Here is a 20,617-nt window from a genome sequence, read left to right on the forward strand (position 1 = left end):
ATCCTCAGGACGCCGGGACCTTCTCGGGCAGCTCCTCGGCGACCGTGCCGCGCGCGTCGCCGTCGCGGGCGTCGCGGGCGTCGTGCCACAGCCAACGGACGTCGCGCCCGAACGACCACAGCAGCGCGCCCAGCGCGGCCGCCACCGCGGCGGCCGCGACCGGGCGGGCGATGGCACCGGACCCGGCGGCCGCGAGGACGATCCCCTGGATCGCCGCCACGGTCTTGCGGGCGAAGCTCGGCGGCAGCGACCCGCGCAGCCACGGCAGCGACCAGGACGCGGCGACGAACGCGTACCGCATCGCGCCGATCAGCGGCACCCACCAGCCGAGGGACGTGGCGACGTGGACGCTCAGCACCAGTACCAGGAAGGCGTCGGTCTCCATGTCGAAGCGCGCGCCGAAGGAGGAGACCGTTCCGGTGCGGCGTGCGACCTGCCCGTCGACCCAGTCCAGGGCGAGCGCCACCGCGGCGGTCGCGGTCAGCGCCGCGACCGCCGAGCCGTCCACGACCAGCGCCGTCACGACGCCGGTCAGGACGGCTCGGGCCAGCGTGACCCGGTCGGCCGGTCCGAACGGACCGCGCCTGCAACTGTGAAGGATCGCCCAGAGCGTTACCGCGTACAACGCTCCGGCCGCCCAGGCCAGCAGAGAGATCATCACGTCGGGTCGTCGTCCTTTCGGGTTCACCGGGTGCCGTACTCGATGGGAACCGGCCGTCCGGGAGGGACGACGATGGAACGTACGGCTGCACTTGCCTTCTGGGTACGTAAGCCCGGCCTCGGTGAGATCAATGCCGTCGAACTGGCCGACGCCGGACCGGACGAGGTGCTGGTCCGCACGCTCTACTCTGGCGTGAGCAGGGGCACCGAGTCGCTCGTCTTCGGCGGCGGCGTGCCGCCGAGCCAGCGCGAGACGATGCGGGCGCCGTTCCAGGACGGCGACTTCCCCGGCCCGGTCAAGTACGGCTACCTCAACGTGGGAGTGGTCGAGGAGGGCCCCCCGGAGCTGCTCGGCCGGGCCGTCTTCTGCCTCTACCCGCACCAGACCCGGTACGTGGTCCCGGCCGCCGCGGTCACGCCGGTGCCGGACGAGGTCCCGCCCGGCCGCGCGATCCTGGCCGGCACCGTCGAGACCGCGGTGAACGCCGTGTGGGACGCGGCGCCGCTGGTCGGCGACCGGATCGCCGTCGTCGGCGGCGGGATGGTCGGCTGCGCGGTCGCGGCCGTGCTCGCCGGGCTCCGCGGCGCTCGGGTGCAGCTGGTGGACGCCGACCCGGCCCGCGCCGCGGTGGCCGCGGCGCTCGGCGTCGGTTTCGCCTCGCCGGACGACGCCGCCGGCGGCTGCGACCTGGTCCTGCACGCCAGCGCCACCGAGGAGGGGCTGGCCCGCTCGCTGGAACTGCTGGCGCCGGAGGGCGAGGTCATCGAGCTGAGCTGGTACGGGGACCGGCCGGTGCGCGTGCCGCTGGGGGAGTCCTTCCACTCCCGCCGCCTGACGGTGCGGGCGAGCCAGGTCGGCGCGGTGTCCCCGGCGCGCCGGGCGCGGCGCACCCACGCCGACCGGATGGAGCTGGCGCTGCGGCTGCTCGCCGATCCCGCGTTCGACGCGCTGATCACCGGCGAGAGCGGCTTCGCCGAGCTGCCCCGCGTCATGCCGCGGCTGGCGTCCGGCGAGCTGCCCGCGCTGTGCCACCGCATCGTCTACGACCGCACCGCCTAGGAGGAAGTCCTTGTTCAGCGTCACCGTCCGTGACCACTTCATGATCGCGCACAGCTTCCGGGGCGAGGTCTTCGGCCCGGCGCAGCGGCTGCACGGCGCGACGTTCCTGGTGGACGCGACGTTCCGCCGGGCCGAACTCGACCCGGACGGGATCGTGGTCGACATCGGCCTGGCCACCCAGCGGCTCGGCGAGGTGCTCGCCGCGCTCAACTACCGCAACCTCGACGACGAGCCGGCCTTCGCCGGGGTGAACACCTCGACCGAGTACCTGGCCAAGGTCGTCTCCGACCGGCTGGTGGAGCGGATCCGCGCCGGCGAGCTGGGCGCCGGCGCCGCCGGGCTGACCGGGCTCACGGTCACGCTGCACGAGTCGCACATCGCGTGGGCGAGCTACGAATGCGAACTGTGACGGCGTCCCGCGGGGACGGCACCGGGACGTCCCGCGAGGTTCATGTCGTGCTGCCCGGCGATGTCGACGACCCGTCCGTGCCCAGCGGCGGCAACGTCTACGACCGGCGCGTCTGCGAGCTGCTCGCCGCCGGCCGCCCGGTGCGCGAGGTCGCCGTGCCCGGCCCCTGGCCGTTGCCGCACGAGGCGGGGCGCGCGGCGCTGGCCCGCGCCCTCGCCGAAGCGCCCGACGGGGCGGTGGTGCTGCTGGACGGCCTGGTGGCGTGCGGTGTCCCGGAGATCGTCGTGCCGGCGGCGCGGCGGCTGCGGCTGGCCGTCCTGGTGCACCTGCCGCTGGCCGACGACGCCGGCCCGTCCGACCTGGACGGGCGGGAGCGGGAGGTGCTGCGCGCGGCCGCCGCCGTCGTCACCACCAGCCCGTGGGCGTCGCGCCGGCTGATCCAGCACCACGGCCTGGACCCGGCGCGGCTGCACGTCGCCGAACCGGGCACCGATCCGGCGCCGGTCGCGCCCTTCGGCGACGGGACGCGGCTGCTGTGCGTGGCGTCGCTGACCCCGCGCAAGGGCCACGACCTGCTCGTCGAGGCGCTCGCGGCGCTCGCGGCGAGGCCCTGGGGATGCACCTGCGCCGGGCCGCTGCGCCGCGACCCCGGGCACGCCGACCGGATCAACGGGCTCGTCCAGCGGCACGGCCTGACCGGCCGGGTGCGGCTGGCCGGGCCGCTGACCGGGGCCGCGCTGGAAGCCGCGTACGACGCCGCCGACCTGGTCGTGCTGCCGTCGCGGGCCGAGACGTACGGGATGGTCGTGGCCGAGTCGCTGGCGCGCGGCATCCCGGTGCTGGCCACCTCCGTCGGCGGCGTGCCGGGCACGCTGGGCCGGGCGCCCGGCGGCGAGATCCCCGGCATGCTCGTCCCGCCGGGCGACGTGCCGGCGCTCACCGCTGCGCTGCGCCGCTGGTTCGACGACCCGGACCTGCGGCTCCGCCTCCGCAACGCCGCCCTGGCCCGCCGCGGCACCCTGCCCACCTGGGACGACTCCGTCCGCCGCCTCGCCGCGACGCTGGCGGACCTGCACGGGGAGGAGCCCCGATGAACCTCTCGGACGCCGTTCGTTTCACGCCCGACTGGCTGGCCCTGCGCGAGGGCGCGGACGCCGCGGCCCGGGCCGCGGACCTGCTCGTCCCGCTGCGCGCCCACCTGGCCCGGGCACCGTCCGGGCAGTTGGTCGTCCGCGACCTCGGCTGCGGCACGGGGTCGCTGGCCCGCTGGCTCGCCGGGCGCCTGCCCGGCCCGCAGCGCTGGATCCTGCACGACCGCGACCCCGAGCTGCTCGAGCGGGCCCTGGCGGGCATGCCGGGCGTCCCGGCCGAGACCCGCACGGGCGACATCACCCGGCTGACCGCCGCAGACCTGGCCGGCACGTCCCTGGTCGCCGCCTCCGCGCTGCTCGACCTGCTCACCTTCGACGAGGTGGACGGGCTCGCCGGGGCGATCACCGAGGCCGGCTGCCCCGCGCTGCTGACCCTCAGCGTGATCGGACGGGTCAAGCTGCTTCCCTACGACCCGTGGGACGGCGCGTTCACCGCCGCCTTCAACGCCCACCAGCGCCGCTCGGTGGACGGCCGCCTCCTCCTCGGACCGGACGCCGTCACGGCCGCCGCCGAGGCGTTCGAACGCCGCGGCGCCGCCGTCCGTACAAGTGTCAGTCCCTGGCGTCTGGGTCGGGCGCAGTCCGCGCTCGTGGCCGAGTGGCTGCGCGGGTGGGTCGCCGCCGCGCACGAGCAACGGCCCGACCTGCCCGCCGAGGACTACCTGCGCCGGCGCCTCGACGCCTGCGCGGCCGGGGAGTTGCGTGCGGTCGTCCACCATCGCGACCTGCTGGCGCTCCCCGCGCCGGGCGGTGCGGCGTCATGACGGGCGCGGTGACGTGGGCGTTGGCTTGTGCTGAACGGTGCGGGGGGTCGTCCCTCGCAAGGAGGTCGTGTGATCGAGCAGGGCGTGGGGACCGGGTTCGGCCGGGGGGTGTGGGGGCCGGCCCCACAACGGGGAGGACGTATGGCTGTGCTGGGGGGAATGGTGGGCGCGCGTTTCCGCAGGGGGGCGTGGGGGCGTCCGCTCCTGCGCGGAGGGGGCGGCGTGGCGCGCGCTTACGGACCCTGGCTCCGGTCGCTCGTCGCGGTGGGCATCATCGCCTCGCTCGTCTGGTGGCACAGCACCGACACCCTGCTCGCCGCGCTCGGCACGATCAACGGGGCGGCCGTCCTGGCCGCGCTCGGGATCGGGTTCATGACCACCGTCTCCAGCGCGCTGCGGTGGCGGCTGGTCGCGCGCCGGCTGGGCCTGCGGCTGCCCGTGACCGCCGCGGTCGCCGACTACTACCGGGCGCTGTTCCTGAACGCGGTGCTGCCCGCGGGCGTGCTCGGCGACGTGCACCGCGCGGTGAGCCACGGCCGTGACGCCGGCGACGTCGCGCGGGCCGTGCGCGCCGTCGTCCTGGAGCGCCTGGCCGGCCTGATCGTCATCATCGCCGCCGGTGCGGCCGTGCTGCTCGCGCAGCCGGCGCTGCTCGCGGCCATGGCGCCGGGCCTGGCCCCGGGACTGGCCGTGCTGGGCGGGGGCGTGCTGGTCGCGGCCCTCGCCGTCGTCCTGGCCCGCGGCCGCTGGGGACGCGCCTTCGCCAGCGCCACGGCGGACGCACGGCTCGTCCTGCTCGCCCGCGGCACCTGGCCCGGGGTCGCGCTCACCTCCGTCCTGGGGCTCGCGGGATACATCGCCCTGTTCGCGGTCGCGGCGCGCGTCGCCGGGGCGGACGCCTCGCTCACCAAGCTCGTCCCGATCATCGTGCTGGCGCTGCTGTCGATGGGCCTGCCCGTGAACGTCGGCGGCTGGGGGCCGCGCGAGGCCACCACCGCGCTGGCGTTCGGCGCGGCCGGGCTCGGCGCCGAGCAGGGCCTCGCCGTCGCCGTCGTGTACGGGGTGCTCACGCTGGTCGCCAGCCTCCCCGGCGCGGTGGTGCTGATCGTCCGCGCCGTCGTCCCGGCGCTACCGGCGCAGGACCGGGAGCAGCTCCCCGAACGCCTCGACGAGAGCCCCGAGAAGGTCCCGGCCCTTACGGGAGGAGGCCAGTGACGGGCGGCCGACGATCCCCGACTCGGTGTACTCCGAAAGCCCCAGGGTGAGCAGGTGCCGCCGGTCGTCGGCGAGCCGGTCGCCCTTCTCGTACCCCGGCCGCACCAGCTCGGGATGGGCGTGCAGCAGGATCGAGGTCTCGATCTCCCCGGCGTGCATGTCGCTGAGCGCCGGGGTGCGGACCCCGGCGGCGGTCAGCGCCGTCTCCCAGTCCGGCTCGCCGGGGAAGAGCGCCATGTCGCCGCCGGCCTCCTGGACGATGTTGCCCAGCACGTAGTTGCCGCCGTGCCCGTTGACCAGGACCAGCTTCGGCACCCCCGCCCGGCGCAGCGACGCGGCGATGTCCTCGACCACGGCGTACAGCGTCCGAGCCGAGATGCTCACCGTCCCGGGCCAGGCCGCGTGCTCGTGCGAGCAGGAGACCGTCACGGGCGGGAGCACGCGGACCGGATGCGCGGCGGCGATCTCCCGGGCGACGGTGCAGGCGATCACGGTGTCGGTCACGAGCGGGAGGTACGGCCCGTGCTGCTCGAAGCTGCCCACGGGCAGCAGCGCCACGGTGGCGGCCCGGTCACGCTCGTCGTCGGTGGTGGTCATCGGCAGGAGGTACGCGCTCAGATCTGGGCCCATGCCGCAAGATCTTCTCATCACGCCAGGGGCCGGGCACCCGCTCCGGCATCCCGGCTCCTGACCGGCCTGCTGTAGATCTTGGCGAGGCAGGCGGGGATCGCGCCGTCCCACCCGTGGGCGCGGGCCCGGTAGGCGCTCGGCGTCTCGCCGACCAGCTCGGTGAACCGCGAGGAGAACGACCCCAGCGACGAGCAGCCCACCGCGAAGCAGACCTCCGTCACCGTCAGATCGCCGCGCCGCAGCAGCGCCATCGCCCGCTCGATCCGCCGCGTCATCAGGTAGCTGTAGGGCGTCTCCCCGAACGCGGCCCGGAAGCTGCGCGAGAAATGCCCGGGCGACATCAGCGCCGTCCGCGCCAGCGCCGGCACGTCCAGCGGCTGGGCGTACTCGCGGTCGATCCGGTCGCGGGCCCGCCGCAACCGCACCAGATCGTCAACCGAGGTCACAACCCCCAGCATCCCACGGTCAGGCCGGTGCCGGGCGGGTGAGAGCGGCGTCGACGGCCGCGGGCGTCAGGATGTGCTCCAGGACGAGGGCCGCGCAGCCGATCAGCCCGGCGGTGTCGCCCAGCCGGCCGAGCTCGATCCGCAGCCCGCGGGTGGACAGCGCCGTGGCACGCTGGTAGACGACCTCCCGGACGCCCGCGATCAGCGGCTCGGACGCGCCGGTCAGGTCGCCGCCGAGCAGCACCACGGCCGGGTTGAGGAGGTTGACGGCACCGGCGACGACCTCGCCGACGCGGCGCCCCGCCTCCCGCACCAGGGTCACGGTGGCGGGATCCCCGGCGCGCGCGAGCGCGACCAGATCGGCCAGGCCGGCGGCGGGGGAGCGGTCCAGCAGCGCGGCACCGCCCGCGACGGCCTCCACGCAGTCGAGGTTGCCGCAGCGGCACTGGACGCCGCCGCCGTCCCGGACCGGGATGTGGCCGATCTCCCCGGCCGCCCCCAGCGCCCCGCGCTGGACCCGGCCGCCGGCGATCAGGCCGGCGCCGATGCCGGTGGACAGCTTGACGAAGAGCAGGTCGCCGGTCTCCCGGCGGAACCGGGACTGGTACTCGCCCAGCGCCGCGATGTTCACGTCGTTGTCGAGGAAGGCGGGCACGCCGAAGCGCTCGGTGATGGGCGGGCCGATGGGGACGCCCTCCCAGCGGGCGGGGGCGAACTCGACGGCGTCCGGCACGCCGATGCCCGCGCCGCGCACCGCGGCGGGCCCGGTCCGCTCCAGGAGCCGGGCCCATTCGGCGAGGAGGACGGGGAGCGCCGCCTCCGGGGCGCGGCCGGTGGTGACGGCGGTCTGGGCGAGGATCGTCCCGGCCAGGTCGGTGACGGCCACCTGGCCGCGCGACCGGCCGAGGTTGGCGACCAGGAGGGCGCCGCCGGAGGCGTTGAACGACAGCCGCGCCGGCGGGCGGCCGCCGGTGGAGGGGCCGTCGGCGCTCTCGGTGACCAGGCCGTGCGCGATCAGCTCGTTCACCCGCAGGGCCACCGCAGGCCGGGACAGCCCGGTGACCCGGCCGAGCTCGGCGCGGGTGGCGACGCCGTCCGCGCGGATCAGATGGAGCACGTCACCGCTGGACGAAGGGCGCCGGGTCATCCGGTCAGTGAAGCACGGCCGTGAAGCTGTCACAAGACGGCCGACTTTTGTTAACCCCGATACCTAAGTAAGTTGTCATGCTTGTCCGAAGCGGACTAGTTTCTCCATGACCCCCACCCGGCCGAAAGCAGGACCGCCCCGATGACCTCACCGCATCCCGTCGTCGCGCGGATCACCGAGCGCGTCGCCGCGCGCAGCGCCGCCCGCCGCGCCGACTACCTGAACCGGATCCGGGCCGCCCGCGACGACCGCCCCGCCCGCGCCGGCCTCGGCTGCGCCAACCTCGCACACGGCTTCGCCGCCTGCGGCCCCGCCGAGAAACTCCAGCTCAAGGGGGCGAAGGCGAAGAACATCGCCATCGTCTCCGCCTACAACGACATGCTCTCGGCCCACCAGCCGCTGCACGACTACCCCGAACGGATCAAGGCCGCCGTCCGGGCCGCCGGCGGCACCGCCCAGTTCGCCGGCGGCGTCCCCGCCATGTGCGACGGGATCACCCAGGGCCGCGCGGGCATGGAACTGTCCCTGTTCAGCCGGGACGTCGTCGCCATGTCCACCGCCATCGCCCTCGCCCACGACATGTTCGACGGCGCGCTGCTCCTCGGCGTCTGCGACAAGATCGTCCCCGGGCTGGTGATCGGCGCCCTGTCGTTCGGGCACCTGCCGGTGATCCTGGTGCCCGCCGGGCCCATGCCGTCCGGGCTGCCCAACGCCGAGAAGGCCAAGGTCCGCAAGCGGCACGCGGCCGGCGAGGTCGGCCGGGACGAACTGCTGGCCGCCGAGGCCGCCTCCTACCACGCCCCCGGCACCTGCACCTTCTACGGCACCGCCAACTCCAACCAGCTCCTCATGGAGGTCATGGGCCTCCACCTGCCCGGCGCCAGCTTCGTCCCGCCGGGCACCGCGCTGCGCGACGTCCTCACCGACGAGGCCGCGCGCCGCGTCCTGCGGCTGACCACACCGGTCGGCGAGATGCTGGACGAGCGCGCGTTCGTCAACGGCGTCGTCGCGCTGCTGGCCACCGGCGGCTCCACCAACCACACGCTGCACCTGGTCGCCATGGCCGCCGCCGCCGGAATCGAGCTGACCTGGGACGACTTCGACGAGCTCTCCTCGGTCACGCCCCTGCTGACCAGGCTGTACCCCAACGGCACCGCCGACGTGAACCACTTCCACGCCGCCGGCGGCACCGCGTTCCTGATCGGCGAACTCATTGGCGCCGGACTGCTGCACGAGGACGCGCGGACCGTCGGCGGCGACACCCTGGCCGCCTACAGCCGCACCCCCGCGCTCACCGACCAGGGCCTGGCCTGGCACCCCGCCCCCGCCACCTCCGGCGACCCCGCCGTCCTGCGTCCGGTCGGCGAGCCGTTCGACGCGCAGGGCGGCCTGAACACCGTCCGCGGCAACCTCGGCCGCGCCGTGATCAAGGTGTCGGCCGTCCAGGACGAGCACCGCGCGATCGAGGCGCCCGCCCGCGTCTTCGACTCCCAGCAGCAGCTCCAGGACGCCTTCGCCGCCGGCGAACTGGACGGCGACCTGATCGCGGTCGTCCGCTTCCAGGGCCCGCAGGCCAACGGCATGCCCGAGCTGCACAAGCTCACGCCGCCGCTGTCGGTCCTCCAGGACCGCGGCCACCGCGTCGCGCTGGTCACCGACGGGCGGATGTCGGGCGCGTCGGGCACCGTCCCGGCCGCGATCCACCTCTCCCCGGAGGCCGCCGCCGGGGGGCCGCTCGGCCGCGTCCGGGACGGCGACCCGATCCGCCTGGACGCCGGCAAGGGCCTGCTGGAGGTCCTGGTCCCGGACGAGGAGTTCGCCGCCCGCGAGCCGCAGGCGTCGACCGCGCCGCCCGCCGAGACGGGCACCGGCCGCGAGCTGTTCACAGCGTTCCGCCGCGCCGTCGGCCCCGCCGAACGCGGCGCCGGAGTCTTCGCGTGAGCGGCGGCGGTATCCTTCCGCGAATCGCGGCCGCGCCCATCGTCCACACCCTGGAGCCCGTGTGAAAGCCGAAGAACTGCTGGACCTCGCCCCGGTCGTGCCCGTCGTCGTCCTGGACGACCCGGACGCCGCCGTCCCGCTGGCCCGCGCCCTGGTCGCGGGCGGGCTGCCGGCCATCGAGGTCACGCTGCGCACCGCGGGGGCGATGGCGGCCATCGAACGCATCGCGGCCGAGGTGCCGGACGCCGTCGTGGGCGCGGGCACGATCGTCCACCCCGAGGACGCGGAGCGCGCGGCGGAGGCCGGCGCGAAGTTCCTGGTCAGCCCCGGCTGCACGGACCGCCTGCGCGCGGCGATGACAGCGACCGCACTCCCGTTCCTGCCCGGCGTGTCCAGCGCCTCCGAGGCGATGGCGCTGCTGGAGCACGGAATCACCGCGATGAAGTTCTTCCCCGCCGAGCCCGCCGGCGGCGCACCCTACCTGAAGGCGCTAAACGGCCCCCTACCCCAGATCAGCTTCTGCCCCACGGGTGGCATCACCCAGGACAACGCCGCCCGCTACCTGGCACTGCCCAACGTCCGCTGCGTGGGCGGCACCTGGCTGACCCCGCCCGACGCCGTCCGCAACGCCGACTGGTCCCACCTGGAGAACCTGGCCCGCAAAGCCGCCTCCCTCCACTAGGCCGCGTTTCAACTCCCGGCCCAGGGCCCTCGCCTGGCGGCTGTGTTTATACAACCCCGGTCAGGGCGCTCGCCTGGCGGCTGTGTTTTCGTAGCCCCGGCCCAGGGCGCTCGCCTGGCGGCTCACGCCCTGACCGGGCCTGGGCGAGCGCGACATCGCTTCGCGATCTGCCCGGTGAAGCTCGCCTTCGGCATCGCACCACCGGCCAGGCTGCGTTCTCGCAGTCCCGGCCCAGCGCGCTCGCCTGGCGGCTCACGCCCTGACCGGGCCTGGGCGAGCGCGACATCGCTTCGCGATCTGCCCGATGGAGCTCGCCTTCGGCATCGCACCACCGGCCAGGCTGCGTTCTCGCAGTCCCGGCCCAGCGCGCTCGCCTGGCGGCTCACGCCCTGACCGGGCCTGGGCGAGCGCGACATCGCTTCGCGATCTGCCCGGTAGAGCTCGCCTTCGGCATCGCACCACCGGCCAGGTAGCGCGCTCGCGCGGTACCTGAAGGTTTCGAGCTAGGAAGACGTGCTTCGGCCGGTGTCACAACTGGCGCGGTCGAGCCGTCTCCGGGGTATGAGCATTCCGACCTTGGAGACCCTTGCCAAACAGCGCACTGTGCGGCTTACCACGTACAAGCGTGACGGGACGCCTGTGGGCACGGCCGTCAACATCGTCGTCAGCGGAGAGCTGGCGTACTTCCGTACCTATGACAAGGCTTGGAAGTCCAAGCGGCTGCACAACAACCCGCATGTGACGGTCGCGCACAGCACCTTCCGCGGCGAGGCCACGGGGCCGTCCGTGCGCGGCCGTACCCGCCTGCTGAGCAAGGCCGAATCCAAGCCGATCCGGCGCCTGCTGGCGCGCAAGCACCCCATACAGCAGGGCCTGGTGGTGCCGCTTACACACAAGCTCCTGCGCTACGAGACCCTCCACTACGAACTGGTCCTCGAAAACGTCGGCGCCGGGTCGGCGCCCCAGTAGCCACGCGCGCTGTTGGCGCCGCGCCTGGGCGGCCGTCTGCCGGAGGAGTGGCGGCTGACGCGAGCGGCAGTAGTGGCACCCCGCCGCGGTCGCTTGGTTGTGGGGGAGTGGCTGGGGATTTGAGTGGTCGCCTCTCGGAGTTCTCGCGGGGCGCCGGACGAGCCGGGCGCGGCGTCCCGAGGCGACCACGACTGGCGCGGCGCCGTCGGTTGGAAGCACCGCCGTTCGGGTACCGGCGTCCTCGGACTCGGGGACGTCCAGGTCCTGGGGCGGGGGTAGAGGCGCCGGGTCAGTCGGTGGAGACGGCTCTCAGGACGTTCATGCGGGAGGCGTGGTGGGCGGGCCAGATCGCGGCCAGGGTGCCGATCGTGGTGGCGGCCAGGAGGTAGAGGGCCAACCGGGTGAACGGGACGGCCAGCACGTCGATGCCCTCATCGGCCATCCCGTGCCGCAGCGCGACGCCGAACAGGACGCCCAGGCCCAGGCCGAGCAGGCCGCCGTACAGGGAGACGATCACGGCCTCGTAGCGGATCATCCGGCGGAGCTGGCGGCGTTGCAGCCCGACGGCGCGGAGCATACCGATCTCGCGGGTGCGTTCCACGACTGCCAGTGCCAGCGTGTTGACGATGCCCAGCGCGGCGATGATCACTGAGAGCACCAGCAGCACCAGGACCAGGTTCAGGAACAGGTCGATGCCTCCGGCCGCCTCGTCCTTGACGGCCTGCCGGTCCTTGAGGTCGACGTTGGGCCAGGGAGCCAGGGCGGCCGTCAGGGCGCGGCGGGTCGCGGCCGGGTCGGCGCCGGGGGCGAGGGTCAGCTCGATCCGCTCGAGTGCGGTGCCGGGATCGTGGACGCGGTACCCGTCCCCGTCGATGATCATGGTGGGGACGGTCGGGGACGCGGTCTTGACGTCGGCGTAGGTGTCCGGCCCGCCCGGCGAGCCGGGACGTATGCCGCGGCCAGCGTGACCGCCATCCCGACCCCGTACGCGGCGACCACGGCCGAGGTCGGCACCACCGGGGCGCCGAACGGCAGATCCTCGCCCAGCACCGCCGACAGCAGCCGGGACAGCCCGTAGGCCAGCCCGCCACCGGCCGCCAGTCCCAGCGTGGAGCCGGCGAGGCCGATTCCCGTCGCCTCGCCCAGCACCGAGCGCGTGATCTGGGCACGGGACGCCCCGACCGCGCGCAGCAGCGCCATCTCGCGGGTCCGCCGGGCGACCAGCATCGCGAACGTGTTGAAGATCAGGAAGGCCCCCACGAACACCGAGATCAGCGCGAAGACCAGCAAGAACCTCCGCAGTGTCGCGAGGATGTCGCGAAGCGGCTCGGCGAACTCGTCGATCGCCCGCTTCCCGGTGATCGCCTCCAGGCCCGAACCCGGCGGGAGCGCGGCGGCCAGCGCCACGCGCAGCCGCTCGGGCGGCACACCGTCGCGCGCGTGGACGGTGATCTGGGTGTACGTGCCGGGCCGCTCCATCAGCAGCCGCTGCGCGGTGCCCGGCTCGAACGCGACCATCGAGACCGAGGCACCGATCGCCGAGTCGCCGTACCGGAAGACGCCGGTGAGGGTGAACGTGCGCGTGCCCGACATCAGCGCCACCCGTATTCGATCGCCGACCCGGTGGCGGGACGCCGCCGCGGTGCGGGAGTCGACGGCGATCTCACCGGCCGCCGCCGGCCCGCGCCCGGCGGTCAGCCGCATCCGCGACAGGTCGGGGTCGGCCGTCCAGTCCACACCGGTCTGCGGCGCCGGCCCGACGATCCTGCCGCGCCCGTCGACCACGGCCGCGAACCCGCCGATCTCGCCGCGGGCCTTGGCCACGCCGGCGACGCCTCGCACGGTGGCCAGCGCGCCCGCGGGAACGGTGCGGCCCGCGGCCCGCTCGCCCAGGGCGTTGTCGAACGCCCTGGTGGGCCGGACCACGGCGTCGGTGCCGCGGCCGAGGTCGGCGAAGGCGCGCTCCAGCGAACGGTCGAGGGTGGCGGAGAAGACGAGCGTGCCGGACACGAACGCGACGCCCGCGACGACGGAGATCACCGACAGCAGGAGCCGGGCCCGGTGCGCGACCAGTCCCCGCAGGACGAGCTTGACCATCATGCTCTCGATCTCAGCCGACGGCGGGCCCGGGCCGGCAGGGCGCAAAGTGGGGAATCGCACCGACGAAGGTCGTGTGATCGTCGAAGCGTTGCGACTTTCGTAGGGGTGGCAGGCGGCCCCGCGCTGCGTACCGTGGTGGGGTGCGCTTGAAACCCACCCGGCCGCTGCGCGACTTCGTCGCCGACGCCACCGTCGTACTCCTCGCGATGGCGTTCGGTTTCCAGACCATGGCGGAGGGCGAATCGGTCCTGCACCCGTACGGCGGCACGACCGCGGTGGTGCTGGCGCTCACCGGCCTGCCGCTGATCTACCGGCGGCGGGCGCCGCTGGCGGTCGCGTGGTTCACCGTGGCCGTGACGGTCACGCTGCTCGCGGTGGAGCTGGCCGCCCCCGGCACGCTGCTGCGCACGGAGGGACGGATCGATCTCAACCCGATGGCGTGGTGGCCGCCGGCCGCTCCGTTCGCCGCCTACGCCGCGACCGCGTTCGCCCGTGACAGCCGGTTCGCCCTGCCGCCCGTGGTGATGCTCGTCCTCCCGGTGTGCTTCCTGGGTGCGGTGATCCCGTCCACCGCGGTGAAGCGGCTGCCCGGCCAGGAGAGCGACAGCGTGGACACGATGATCTTCCGCAGCGTGGTCGTGATCGTGGGCGGGGCGCTGCTCGGGCTCTACATCTCCGCGCGCCGCCATGTCGTCCGCGGCCTCACCGAACGGGCCGAGCGCGCCGAGCGCGAACGGCACCTGCTGGCCGAGCAGGCCCGCGCCGACGAACGCGCCCGGCTCGCCGCGGAGATGCACGACGTGGTCGCGCACCGGGTGACGCTCATGGTGCTGCAGGCGGGCGCGCTGCGCGTCCGCGCACCCGACGAGGCCGTCCGGCGCGCCGCCGAGGAGCTGCGCGGCACCGGTTGCCAGGCCCTGGAGGAACTGCGTGATGTGATCGGGCTGCTGCGCCGCACCTCCGAAGGCGACGACGACGCGCCACCGTCCGAACCGCTGCCCGACCTGTCCGCGCTCATCTCCGAGTCGGTCTCGGTGGGCGTTCCGGTGGAGCTGGACGAGGCCGGCGATCCACCGCTCGCCTCGCCCGTCGTCGGCCGCACCGCGTACCGGATCGTCCAAGAGGCGCTGACCAACGTGCGCAAGCACGCACCGGGCGCCCGGGTGCGGGTGGAGGTCCGCTACCGGTCCGACGGAGTGCGGCTCGCCGTGCGCAACTCCGCGCCGTCCGGAGAGGCCGACGCCGAGCTGGCCGGCAGCGGTTCCGGCGCCGGTCTCAGCGGCCTGCGCGAGCGGGTGGAGCTGATCGGCGGCACGTTCGGGTCCGGGCCCTCGCCCGGAGGCGGGTTCCGCGTCGAGGCGTCGCTGCCCGCCTTCGTCCCGGCCCAACCGGTGACGCCCGCGGCGGCAACGTCCGCCCCGGCAACGCACGCCCCGGCAACGCACGCCCCGGCAACGCACGCCCCGGCAACGCACGCCCCGGCAACGTCCGCCCCGGCAACGTCCGCCCCGCCCACCCCCGCCCCGCCCATGAGCGAGCCCGCCGCATGATCGGTGTGGTGGTGGTCGACGACGAGCCGATGGTGTGCGCGCATCTGCGCACCATCCTCGGCGCGTCCGGCGAGATCGAGGTGGTGGGCGAGGCGCACGACGGCGCGGCCGCCGTGGAGGCGGTGCTGCGCTTCCGGCCCGACGTCGTCCTCATGGACCTGCGGATGCCCGGTGTGGACGGCCTCACCGCCATCGAGCGCATCGCCGCGCACCGCAGCCCTCCGGTGATCGTCGCGCTGACCACCTTCGACGCCGACCACTACGTGATCCGGGCGCTGCGCGCGGGCGCGGCCGGGTTCCTGCTGAAGTCCACCCCGCCGGAAGACCTGGTCGAGCTGGTACGGGTCGCCGCCGACGGCCACACCGTGATGTCCGCCGCCGCCACCCGCCGCCTCGTCGCCGCCGCCACCGGCCGCGACCCCGCCCGCGACCGTCATCCGGCACGGCTGGAAGAGCTCACCGAACGCGAGACCGAGGTGCTGGCCTGCCTGGGCGAAGGCCTGTCCAACGCCCAGATCGCTCGCCGCCTGTGCTTGAGCGAGGCCACCGTCAAGGGCCATGTCTCCCGCCTGCTGGAGAAACTCCAGTGCGCCAACCGCACCCAGGCCGGCCTGATCGCCTACGAGTCGCTCCTGGACGAGAAGGCCCGAGCAGCGACGGTCAACGGCTCACCGGGCCCAGGATCTCGATGAGCCGGGTGGCGTCTCGGCAAGCGGGGCGGTGTTCGCATGAGCCGGATGGTGTTTGCATGCGGCGTTGATCCGCGTACTGCTCTGCGCGCTGTTTGCGGGAGGTCTTGGATCCAACGGGAAACGCATCACCTCCCAATGATCTTGGTCATTGGGAGGTGTTGTGCGGGACCGCGGCTTTCGGCGCAACAGCAGGAAGAACTCTGGTGGCGGGCGGCGCCTTTGGGCGGCTATCTGGGGCGGGTGCGGTGGGAGGCGATGGCCAGCACTGCCCTGACCGTCCATACCAGCAGTGCTATTTGCAGCACCGTCAGTACTGCCGCGCCCGGTCCGATCGTGAAGGCCACGATCAAGAACACGCCGAGCATCAGCGGGAGCGCGGGGAACGGGCCGTGGCGGTGGCGATGGCCGTGGAAGTGGGCGGGATGGCCGTGCCGCTCCCAGGGTGACCGGGGATGGCGGTGCCCACGTGCCCGTACGGGTTCGGGCAGGCCGTTGGGGCCGGGCAGGTCATGGACGATCGTCTTCAGGTCACCCTGGGTCTTGGCGGCCAGCGTCACGCCGAGCCGTTCGTCGAGCTCCTCGCGGTCGAGCCGGCCCGCCGCGAAGTGCTCGTGCAGCGCGGCCGTCACCGCGTCGCGCTCGACGTCGCCGATGCGCATTTCATCCGGACGGGTCACCGTCGTTCATCCCTCCGCGGTGTCGGTCGCGTCGTCGTCCTCGGCGAGGATGCGGTAGAGCCTGCGCCGGCTGTCGGCCAGTACCTCCTTGGCCTGCGCGACCTGCTCCGGTGTCCCCGAGTGGACGATCTGCATCAGCGCCGCCCCGGTCTGCGCCGCGTGCTTGAACAGGTCCGGGACGCCCTCGCCGAAGTCGGGCGCCATCTCCGCCCACGGCTCGGTCAGCTCGTCGGCGTGCTCGGTGACATAGGCGCGGCCCTCGTCGGTCAGGTGGAACGTCCGGCGTCCCCCGCCCTCCTCGCCGCGGATGAGCCCCTCGTCGGCGAGCTGCTGCAGCGCCGGGTAGACCGCGCCGGGGCTGGGCTTCCAGCCGCCGCCGCTGCGCTCGTTGATCTCCTGGATGATCTGGTAGCCGTTGCGCGGCTCCTCGGCCAGCAGCGCCAGGATGGCCGCGCGGACGTTGCCCTTGCGCGCCCTCGGTCCCCGCCCGCGCGCCCACGGCGGGCGGCCGCGTCCCCAGGGCCCGGGGCCGGGCGGCGGGCCCCACGGCCCCGGGCCGCCCCCGAAGAACCAGCCGAAACCGCCGGGCACGTCCCCGCGGGACTTCGGGCCGCAGCCGCCCGCCCCCCAGGCGTGTCCGTGCTCATGCCCGCGGGCCGCGTGCGCCGCCAGGTGGGCGGCCTTCGCGCCGAGCGCGGCCGCCGCGAAGGCCCAGCGCAGATCCGCCCCCGGACCATGCGTCGTCCCCATGTTCTCCACCGCCTTCCGAGATCTCTCTTTGATCTCTCGCGATACGACAACGATATATCGAAAACGGGGGTGGTGGCCAGAAGGTTCCCACGGGCCGCGCGGTCAGGTCGCCTCGGTCAGGGCGGTCAAGGTGGTGAGCAGTTCGGACGCCGTGACCGGGTCCAGGTCGCCGAAGCGGGGGCCGCCGGGTGCGCCGTGCGGGTGGGCGCTGATCGTCACGCCGGTGACCCGCTGGTCGGGCCCGGACCGGCCGACCGGGATGCCGGGGTCGATCGTGATGACGACATGGGCGCCGGTGGAGGTGGGTCGTGAGAACGTCCGGAAGACGCCATTGTCCTCCGGCGCACCGCGCTCCCAGCCGCCGGAGTTCAGGCCGAGCAGGCTTCCGGCGGGCACCTGGCCGCCCTCGAATCGGTCCAGCCGGTCCGCGGCGCGCTCGGCCTCGGCCAGGACGTGGACGGGCCGTCCGAGTTGCGGAAACGGCTGGACGATCGCGTAATCGGCGAAGACGTCCGACCACGCCGTCAGCGGTTCACCCCATCGCGCCGGATGCGGGATGCATACCTCCGCGTCCTCGGACAGGACGAAGACGTCGTCGTTCAGATCGGCGAACGTGCGGTCCTCGGCGACCCGGAACGTCGTGCCGCCGGACGTCCACACCAGGCGCCGGGTGAGATGCCAGAGGAAGGGGTGGTCCACCAGCAACCCGCGGAATTCGGCCGCCGTCCAGCGCCGTCCCGACAGCATCGCGCCCTCCAGCCGCCGCACCTGCTGGAATGCCGCTGTGCGCACGTCCTTCTTCAAGGCGGTGAAGCGCTTGTATGCGGTGGGTGCCAGTTCCTTGTCGTCGTTCGCGCCGGGCTTGGGGAGTGATTTGCGGGGCTTGCCGTCAGCGTCGGTCACGAACGGCACCAGGTTCTCGTCGAAGCCGACCCGGAAGCGCCGTGTCCCGTAGTCCAGCAGGAGGCCGCCGGCGGCGTCCAGGCCGAAGTCCGGGACGAGCCGGTCGGCGAGTTGCTCGTGCGTCAGACCGCGCTCCCGGGCCACGTCCGCGATCTTCTCCTGGGCGCGCGAGCGCAGGCTCTTGGACTTGGCCCCCTGGGCGATGCCGCTGAGCTGGATGAGGGCGGTGTCGGTGCCGATGGCGGTGAGCACGTCCAGGCCGTTCACCGCCTGCTTGTGCCCGCCCGCACGCGCCCAGGCGCGGATCACCGGGGCGAGCCGCCGCACGGTCTCGTCGTCGCCGAGCAGTTCCAGCGCGGTCAGCGCCCAGCCCTCCTTGGCGGGCGCGTCGCCCAGCCGCCAGCGCAGGAAGACCGACCAGGCGAAGGCGGCCAGCGACTCCGGATCGCACACCTCGCGGGCCACGTCCAGGCCCGCGTACTCCTCGCCCGGCTTGGAGATCGACAGCATGGTCAGCAGGTGCCCGCGCGCCGAGAGCGGCAGCGAACGCTCCCGGCCGCGCAGCAGGACCTGGGGGAGCGCCTCGGGCATCGCCCAGTCGCCGATCTTCGGAAGCCTTGCCGGGACGATGTCCAGCGGGTCGGCGGCGAGCAGCGACTCGACCGCCGACGCCGCCTTCTCGCCATGGACGTCGCGGACGGCCGCCATCGTTTCGCCGGGGCCGGTTCGGGACGCTAGGAAGCGCAGGGCCGCCTCGGCCTGGCGGCGCGCCTTCCCGGGCTTGCCCAGGGCGGCCGGGGCCAGCAGCGGTGCCGCGTTCACCCCGTGCCGGACGAACCAGGCGCGCGCGACGGCCCGTGCCGACTTCAGGTCCGCCAACCAGTACGCCATCAGCGAGGCCACTTCGCCGTCCAGGTACGGCAGCAGCAGTGCCGCGCGCGTGGCCACATGCGCCTGCGCGGCGTGCAGTGCGTGCGGGCGGACCTCAAGCCCGAACCTGGCCACGACGGGCCTCATCCAGTGCTGGGTCATGGACGAGTCCTTCGGGGCCCAGTCCGCCAGCAGAGGCCGAACCAGTTTCTCGTCCCCGTGAATGAAGAGCCCCGGGGCCAGGCGGACGTCCTTGCCCGCCTCCCGGGCCTCCTTGATGTAGGCCTCCCAGTCGGCGTGGAAGTCGAACCCCCAGCGAGCGAACGCGAGCCATCGGTCTTCCTCGCGCGGCATCCACGCGGCCCACTCGTCGCGTTCGCCGGGCGCCCACACCAACTCCTGGACACCGGGCACCTTCAGGCCGTCCACGACGACGGGTTTGGACGCCTTCCGGCCGCTCGTCCACGGAGGGGCGGCCAGCGGCTTCGGCAGCTCTTCCTCGGGCACCTCCGGACCCCGCAGGCGCTGGAACTCCTCCAGGGCGGCGCGGGCGTCGTCCGGCAGCGCGTCCACCAGTTCGGGACGCTCCCGCGCATGCCATTCCAGCAGGTCACCAGCGATTCCCGCGGAGACGGACGAGCGCTTGGAGGCGCGGGCCAGCACCCGCACCGCGCGTACCGGAAAACGCACGATCATGCGCTTCGCCGCGGGTATCACGCGGTTCTGGTCGAGCCGCGCGGCCATCAGCTCGAATGCCTCGTCCGTCGGCAGCCGCCCGAGGATGTCCGGCAGCCATTTCCGGCTCTGGTCCTTGGCCCCGAGGCCGTCCAGCGCCCGCGCGAGGAAGGGCGCGATGTCCGGCCCGACTCCGCCCAGCGCGGTCCACAGCAACCACGGTTCACACGACCGCGGCGGCAGGTCCGCCCAGGGGCCCAGCCGGGCCAGCTGGTCGGCGGAGCCCACCGCGCACCACAGCAGCTGCCGCGCGTTGTTCTCCTCGTCGGCGGTCCCTCGTGGCGGCTCGGCGCAGCACTCGTCCACCCAGTCCCCGCGGCGGGGCACGAGGAACGACACCGTCGCGCGCAGGAACGGTGTGCGACGGTGGTCGGCCAGCCGGTCCACGGCTTTCCGGTAGTCCTCCTCGCTTGCCGCCGCCAGCACCTGGCGCATCGCCATCCCGATCCCGCTGTGCGTCTGCCAGCCATGGCCGTCGTGGCCGGTCCTGACGCAGTACGAGCCATAGGAATTGGCCCCGAGCCTGCCCCATCCGGTGTTGACTCCGGCAGTCTCGGCGGCGGCGCACGCGGCGAACGGCAGCCCGTGCTCGGCGATCCACGCGCTGACTTGGAGGAGGGCGCCGGGTCCGCGCCGCGGTCCGCGTTGCAGGATCCGGGCGATCACGGCGGCGCCCAGCGGGTCGGCCTCGCCGCGCAGGTACGCACGCCCTCGCTCGGCCTACCCGGCGTCGCTCTCGGCGTGATCGAGGATGGACGCGATGTACTCCCGCTCGCCGTCGATGCCTTCCTGGAGCGTTCCAACGGCGTCTGGGGCGAGGGTGATCTCGTGCGGGGAAGCCCCACCCCGGCGCGGGTGGGCGTTGCCGAACAGGCCGTCGGGGAGGTTCAGCGTGTCTTCGTCGGGAATGCGCATGATGCCAGACGCTAGGGCAACGGTCCGACAGATCCCTTCCGATCCGGCATGTCCGCCACGTCCCGTCCAGCGGTCGGCGCGGACGGCCTGCGTTGATCTGAGGGACGGCCGGACGACGTATCACAGCACGTCCGGCGGATCGCCTTTGACCAGGCGGTTGCATGGCCGTCCTGGCGGCGGGACCGCCCTTCGAGAGGTAACTTGATATCGAGATAAATCGGAGATAGCTTGACATCAAGAGAAGTCCCGCGGAGGTTAGGCGGACCCGGGTCTCGAGCAGGACCGCCACTAGGGCAGGATTCAGGAAGACGACCATCCGCCCGCCGCGGATCGCCGCACTCCGGACGGCAC

General features: G+C 73.9%; 20 protein-coding genes. 10 read left to right on the forward strand and 10 right to left on the reverse strand.

Annotated features, from left to right (window positions below; all coding sequences use genetic code 11):
* Positions 1-4: 4 nt before the first annotated feature.
* Positions 5-658 carry a CDP-alcohol phosphatidyltransferase family protein gene (locus ABD340_RS13415; protein WP_344589611.1) on the reverse strand — a complete coding sequence of 218 codons (654 nt, stop codon included), beginning with the start codon at positions 656-658 and terminating at the stop codon, positions 5-7.
* A 75-nt stretch (positions 659-733) separates the two neighbouring features.
* Between ABD340_RS13415 and ABD340_RS13420 the strand changes: the two genes are divergently transcribed.
* The 5 genes from ABD340_RS13420 (at position 734) to ABD340_RS13440 (ending at position 5,259) form a co-directional block, all read left to right on the forward strand.
* Complete coding sequence (locus tag ABD340_RS13420; protein ID WP_344589216.1) at positions 734-1,720, forward strand: zinc-dependent alcohol dehydrogenase; 987 nt, start codon at positions 734-736, stop codon at positions 1,718-1,720.
* Positions 1,721-1,730: 10 nt separating this feature from the next.
* Positions 1,731-2,129: a 6-pyruvoyl trahydropterin synthase family protein gene (locus ABD340_RS13425; RefSeq protein ID WP_344589217.1), complete on the forward strand. Its 399-nt coding sequence runs from the start codon at positions 1,731-1,733 to the stop codon at positions 2,127-2,129.
* Positions 2,117-3,223, forward strand: coding sequence for a glycosyltransferase family 4 protein (locus tag ABD340_RS13430; RefSeq protein ID WP_344589219.1), 1,107 nt, complete (start codon positions 2,117-2,119; stop codon positions 3,221-3,223). The genes ABD340_RS13425 and ABD340_RS13430 overlap by 13 nt, the downstream gene beginning before the upstream one ends.
* A complete protein-coding gene (locus tag ABD340_RS13435; protein ID WP_344589221.1) occupies positions 3,220-4,044 on the forward strand; it encodes a methyltransferase domain-containing protein in 825 nt (274 codons plus the stop codon). The genes ABD340_RS13430 and ABD340_RS13435 overlap by 4 nt, the downstream gene beginning before the upstream one ends.
* A 222-nt stretch (positions 4,045-4,266) precedes the next feature.
* Positions 4,267-5,259, forward strand: a complete 993-nt coding sequence (locus ABD340_RS13440; RefSeq protein WP_344589222.1) for a lysylphosphatidylglycerol synthase transmembrane domain-containing protein — start codon at positions 4,267-4,269, stop codon at positions 5,257-5,259.
* On the opposite strand, the gene ABD340_RS13445 is transcribed toward ABD340_RS13440, so the two are convergent.
* From ABD340_RS13445 to ABD340_RS13455, 3 genes are read right to left on the reverse strand one after another with little or no spacing between them, the layout of a single operon-like run.
* Positions 5,173-5,889 carry a creatininase family protein gene (locus ABD340_RS13445; RefSeq protein WP_344589223.1) on the reverse strand — a complete coding sequence of 239 codons (717 nt, stop codon included), beginning with the start codon at positions 5,887-5,889 and terminating at the stop codon, positions 5,173-5,175. The two genes, ABD340_RS13440 and ABD340_RS13445, sit on opposite strands and share 87 nt — an antisense overlap.
* Positions 5,890-5,906: 17 nt before the next feature.
* On the reverse strand, positions 5,907-6,335 hold the full coding sequence (locus ABD340_RS13450) for a helix-turn-helix transcriptional regulator (protein ID WP_344589224.1): 429 nt from the start codon (positions 6,333-6,335) through the stop codon (positions 5,907-5,909).
* Between the two features lie 19 nt (positions 6,336-6,354).
* A complete protein-coding gene (locus ABD340_RS13455; protein ID WP_344589225.1) occupies positions 6,355-7,482 on the reverse strand; it encodes an ROK family transcriptional regulator in 1,128 nt (375 codons plus the stop codon).
* Between the two features lie 141 nt (positions 7,483-7,623).
* Between ABD340_RS13455 and edd the strand changes: the two genes are divergently transcribed.
* The 3 genes from edd (at position 7,624) to ABD340_RS13470 (ending at position 11,074) form a co-directional block, all read left to right on the forward strand.
* Positions 7,624-9,423, forward strand: coding sequence for a phosphogluconate dehydratase (gene edd, locus ABD340_RS13460; RefSeq protein WP_344589226.1), 1,800 nt, complete (start codon positions 7,624-7,626; stop codon positions 9,421-9,423).
* A 61-nt stretch (positions 9,424-9,484) separates the two neighbouring features.
* On the forward strand, positions 9,485-10,105 hold the full coding sequence (gene eda, locus ABD340_RS13465; RefSeq protein ID WP_344589227.1) for a bifunctional 4-hydroxy-2-oxoglutarate aldolase/2-dehydro-3-deoxy-phosphogluconate aldolase: 621 nt from the start codon (positions 9,485-9,487) through the stop codon (positions 10,103-10,105).
* Between the two features lie 561 nt (positions 10,106-10,666).
* Complete coding sequence (locus tag ABD340_RS13470) at positions 10,667-11,074, forward strand: PPOX class F420-dependent oxidoreductase (RefSeq protein ID WP_344589229.1); 408 nt, start codon at positions 10,667-10,669, stop codon at positions 11,072-11,074.
* Positions 11,075-11,363: 289 nt separating this feature from the next.
* On the opposite strand, the gene ABD340_RS13475 is transcribed toward ABD340_RS13470, so the two are convergent.
* On the reverse strand, positions 11,364-11,954 hold the full coding sequence (locus ABD340_RS13475) for an ABC transporter permease (protein WP_344589230.1): 591 nt from the start codon (positions 11,952-11,954) through the stop codon (positions 11,364-11,366).
* Positions 11,951-13,174, reverse strand: a complete 1,224-nt coding sequence (locus ABD340_RS13480; protein ID WP_344589231.1) for an FtsX-like permease family protein — start codon at positions 13,172-13,174, stop codon at positions 11,951-11,953. The genes ABD340_RS13475 and ABD340_RS13480 overlap by 4 nt, the downstream gene beginning before the upstream one ends.
* A gap of 140 nt (positions 13,175-13,314) precedes the next feature.
* On the opposite strand from ABD340_RS13480, the gene ABD340_RS13485 reads away from it, so the two are divergent.
* Both ABD340_RS13485 and ABD340_RS13490 read left to right on the forward strand, forming a co-directional pair.
* The gene (locus ABD340_RS13485; protein ID WP_344589232.1) at positions 13,315-14,724 is read left to right on the forward strand and encodes a sensor histidine kinase; all 1,410 of its coding nucleotides are present in this window, start codon (positions 13,315-13,317) and stop codon (positions 14,722-14,724) included.
* Positions 14,721-15,416 carry a response regulator gene (locus tag ABD340_RS13490; protein ID WP_344589234.1) on the forward strand — a complete coding sequence of 232 codons (696 nt, stop codon included), beginning with the start codon at positions 14,721-14,723 and terminating at the stop codon, positions 15,414-15,416. The genes ABD340_RS13485 and ABD340_RS13490 overlap by 4 nt, the downstream gene beginning before the upstream one ends.
* Positions 15,417-15,643: 227 nt before the next feature.
* Here the strand turns inward: ABD340_RS13490 and ABD340_RS13495 are convergent, their stop codons facing one another.
* The 4 genes from ABD340_RS13495 to ABD340_RS13510 form a co-directional block, all read right to left on the reverse strand.
* Complete coding sequence (locus ABD340_RS13495) at positions 15,644-16,093, reverse strand: DUF1707 SHOCT-like domain-containing protein (RefSeq protein WP_344589236.1); 450 nt, start codon at positions 16,091-16,093, stop codon at positions 15,644-15,646.
* 6 nt (positions 16,094-16,099) lie between these two features.
* Positions 16,100-16,843 (reverse strand): PadR family transcriptional regulator, encoded by a 744-nt coding sequence (locus tag ABD340_RS13500; protein ID WP_344589238.1) that lies wholly within the window; start codon positions 16,841-16,843, stop codon positions 16,100-16,102.
* 102 nt (positions 16,844-16,945) lie between these two features.
* Positions 16,946-20,017, reverse strand: coding sequence for a DUF4132 domain-containing protein (locus tag ABD340_RS13505; protein WP_344589239.1), 3,072 nt, complete (start codon positions 20,015-20,017; stop codon positions 16,946-16,948).
* Between the two features lie 54 nt (positions 20,018-20,071).
* Positions 20,072-20,266 carry a hypothetical protein gene (locus ABD340_RS13510; protein ID WP_344589240.1) on the reverse strand — a complete coding sequence of 65 codons (195 nt, stop codon included), beginning with the start codon at positions 20,264-20,266 and terminating at the stop codon, positions 20,072-20,074.
* Between the last annotated feature and the right edge of the window lie 351 nt (positions 20,267-20,617).

The sequence above is a fragment of the Actinomadura vinacea genome (assembly GCF_039532545.1).
In the GTDB taxonomy this organism is placed as follows: Bacteria; Actinomycetota; Actinomycetes; order Streptosporangiales; family Streptosporangiaceae; genus Spirillospora; species Spirillospora vinacea.